The following is a 2,860-nucleotide window of genomic DNA, read 5'->3' as shown; positions in this document are numbered from 1 at the left end:
GACTTGGTGGAGAAGTGGCCGCGGAAGCCGAGCTGTGGGCCCAGTCGCGTAACTTCCGGTCGGGGTAGAGCGGGTGGAGGTCGAGGCATGCGGCGATGAGCCGGGCCGGGTGGTCGGACACGTCGAGCAGGGCCAGGGCCTCCTTGTTGCCGATTCGCCGGTCGACGGTGCCGGTGGTCTCGGCGGCTTTGGTGGCGTACTTGGCGACGTAGGAGGCGACGGCCTGCTCGGTGACCTCTTCGCCGTGGCCGAAAGCGCCGATGGGCTGGACGTCGAGCTGGGTGCCCCAGCGCAGCGAGCGAGCAGGCTCGGTACGTGCCGGTTGATCGGGGCCCGGTTGATACCGGGCCGGAGGGACGTCGACCACGACGCGGGCAGCGGCGGCCCGGATCGCGTCGGTGAGCAGATCGAGGGTGGCCCAGACCGGTGGGGGATCGTCGGGGCCTTCGGGTCCGTCGAAACGGATCACGGCGTGGAAGTGGACGGCGCCGCGCTTCTGGTACTCGGCCACCTTGCCGAAGGAGACCCGCGATTGTTCCCGGGCGGCCTTCTGCGTGAGACCGGCACGGCGGGCGATCTCGCGGCGCAGGTAGATCGTGAAGTACCGCCACAGGTCGGAGGCGTGGTTGTTCCACAGCACCGCACCCGCGTAGTCGTACGACTCGGGGTCGAGCGGTGTGCCCAGTTCGGGCGCGTCCTCCTGGTGGTGGGTGCCGCACCGGCAGGGCCGGGTGCCGGACCGGTTATGGACCGGCCCGAACGAGGGCGCGGTCAGGGTGGCGAAGACGCGCGGGTGATCCCGGATCGTCTCAGGGGTGCCCTTGGCGGGGTCCCCGACGAGTCCGGCGCGGATGAGGTGGTAGGTGTCCCCGGCGTAGGTCCAGGCGCAGGCCGGGCAGCGGGAGGCGCGCCGGTTGCCGCAGGCGAGACGGAGGACGCCGCCGGGTTCGGTGTCGGTCGAGTAGGCGTGCAGGACGTGCCCGGTGGCCCGGTCGCGGGTGACGGTCGAGCCCGTCAGGCGGATGGGGTCGGTGCAGCCGCCGGTGCGGCGGATCTGGTCTTGGATGCGGTCGAAGCCGGGGTGCCCGGCCAGCCTCAGCACGTCGTTGAGGGTGGCCGGGTCCAGGCCCGCCACGGTGGCGGTGTCACTCACGCGGCACCCTCCGAAGCGGTGTCGGTGAGGCGGTCGAGGACGGTGGCGGCTTCCTCGGCGGCCCGAGCGATTGCGCGGAGGGTGTCGGCGGTGCCGGGCCGGGCGATGAACGCGACATCGAGCTGTGCACCGCCGATGCGCAGGCTCACGAACCCCTCGTCGTCCACTGTGGGGGCGAACCGGCTGACGCGGGCGGTGGTGTCGGGTTCGAGGTGGGCGGAGGTGGTGAGGGTCTGCATGTCGTCACTTCCCCACGCGGGTGAGGCTGACGGCGGGGGCGGTGTGGCCGGTGCCCTTGCAGGCCGGGCAGACGACGGTGAGCGTGTGGCGGGTGCCGTCCGGGCGGCGGGTACCGGTGGTGATGTGGGCGGTGGCGTAACCGTCGCAGTCGCGGCATAGGCGCGGGGCAGGGGTGTGCTGGGGCATGATGAGGCTTCCCTTTCGGGTCCGTTGGATCAGGAATGGGTGCAGGCGCCCGGAGCGGCGGAAGTTTGGCGACCGAGGCCGCTCCGGGGGCCGTTACTGGCTGCGGCGCTTACGTCCGCGCGGGATGGGCGGGATGGAGTCGTAGGACTCCTGGCCGGACCGGAAGTCGCTGAGGTCGGTTACGTCCTTGTCGGTGCCGATCTCGCGCATGATCCGGTTCATGGCCTTGGTGTCGCGGTGCCGGCGGGCGATGGCGTAGTCACGGCCCAGCTCGGTCATGCGCTCGTTGCGGGCGGGCTCGGGGGTGTCGTTCTTGCGGCTGAAGAGGCCCATGGCGTCCTTCTCTCTGAGGTCAGTGGTGGGTGTTGCGCCGGCCGTGGCCCTTGGCCGCGTACATCGCGGTGTCGGCGGCGGACAGGGCGTCGGTGAGGGTGGGAACTGGCAGGTCCGCGCGGTGGCAGCGGCCGACCGAGGCGGAGACCGACAGCACCTCGCCGTGGTGGTGGACCGGGCGGTCCAGGGCGGTCCGCAGGGCGTTGAGGCCGGTGGTGTGGGCGGGGTCGGTGACGATGGCGACGAACTCGTCTCCGCCGATCCGGGCGGCGATGCCGTGGCGTCCCACCCAGTCGTTCAGCCGGCGGGCGGTCGCGGCGAGTACCGCGTCCCCGGCGAGGTGGCCGTGACGGTCGTTGATGGCCTTGAAGTCGTCCAGGTCGACCAGGACCACCAGGGCGTTGGGGTGCCGGTCGAGGAGACGTTCGGCGCGGACGGTCCATCCGGCGCGGGTGTGCAGGCCGGTCAGCGGATCGCGGCGAGCGCCGGCCAGACGGCGGGCGAGGACACTGCCGTGCACGGCCCAGCCCAGGGCCGGTAACGCGGCAGCGACGGGCGCGAGATCCATACCGGTCACCGGCCCTTGCGGGAGTCGTTGAGCAGCGAGCGCAGAACCACCGCGCAGATCGCGACGCTCACGCCGGTGATGGCGACCGCCAGGAGCATGGAGACCAGGACGGTGCCGACGATGAGGACCACGGCGGTGCCGCCGCCGACGAGGGCGAGGGTGCTGCCGGGGGTGAGCTGGATGGTCGGCCGGTTCGAGACCGGGACCGGCGCGACCGGGACCGGCGCGACCGGGGCCGGGGTGGAGGTGGCCGGCACGGTTGAGGACGCGGTGGGCGCCGGGGTCGGGGCGTGGTCGGTGGGCGGGTACTTGGGGGTGAGCATCAGTGGTTCCTCCTGTCAGGGGTTGCAGCGGTGGGTGCGGGCGGCGAGTTCGGCGGC

5 protein-coding genes and 1 pseudogene are annotated in these 2,860 nt (G+C 72.3%); all 6 read right to left on the bottom strand.

The window, feature by feature from the left end; all coding sequences use genetic code 11:
• Positions 1 to 1,153, bottom strand: a pseudogene (locus tag GT030_RS33410) (replication initiator); the annotation flags it as partial.
• Complete coding sequence (locus tag GT030_RS33405; RefSeq protein WP_161204273.1) at positions 1,150 to 1,392, bottom strand: hypothetical protein; 243 nt, start codon at positions 1,390 to 1,392, stop codon at positions 1,150 to 1,152. The gene GT030_RS33405 and the pseudogene GT030_RS33410, both read right to left, overlap by 4 nt.
• Before the next feature lie 4 nt (positions 1,393 to 1,396).
• The gene (locus GT030_RS33400) at positions 1,397 to 1,579 is read right to left on the bottom strand and encodes a hypothetical protein (protein ID WP_161204272.1); all 183 of its coding nucleotides are present in this window, start codon (positions 1,577 to 1,579) and stop codon (positions 1,397 to 1,399) included.
• A gap of 93 nt (positions 1,580 to 1,672) precedes the next feature.
• Positions 1,673 to 1,912 (bottom strand): hypothetical protein, encoded by a 240-nt coding sequence (locus GT030_RS33395; protein ID WP_161204271.1) that lies wholly within the window; start codon positions 1,910 to 1,912, stop codon positions 1,673 to 1,675.
• A gap of 19 nt (positions 1,913 to 1,931) precedes the next feature.
• A complete protein-coding gene (locus GT030_RS33390) occupies positions 1,932 to 2,480 on the bottom strand; it encodes a GGDEF domain-containing protein (protein WP_161204270.1) in 549 nt (182 codons plus the stop codon).
• Positions 2,481 to 2,485: 5 nt separating this feature from the next.
• Positions 2,486 to 2,803, bottom strand: coding sequence for a SpdD protein (locus tag GT030_RS33385; RefSeq protein ID WP_161204269.1), 318 nt, complete (start codon positions 2,801 to 2,803; stop codon positions 2,486 to 2,488).
• Positions 2,804 to 2,860 lie beyond the last annotated feature (57 nt).

The sequence above is a fragment of the Streptomyces sp. SID1328 genome (assembly GCF_009865595.1).
GTDB lineage: Bacteria > Actinomycetota > Actinomycetes > Streptomycetales > Streptomycetaceae > Streptomyces > Streptomyces griseoluteus.
Note: the sequence above shows the minus strand (reverse complement) of the source record. Positions and strands in the feature narration are given on the sequence as shown.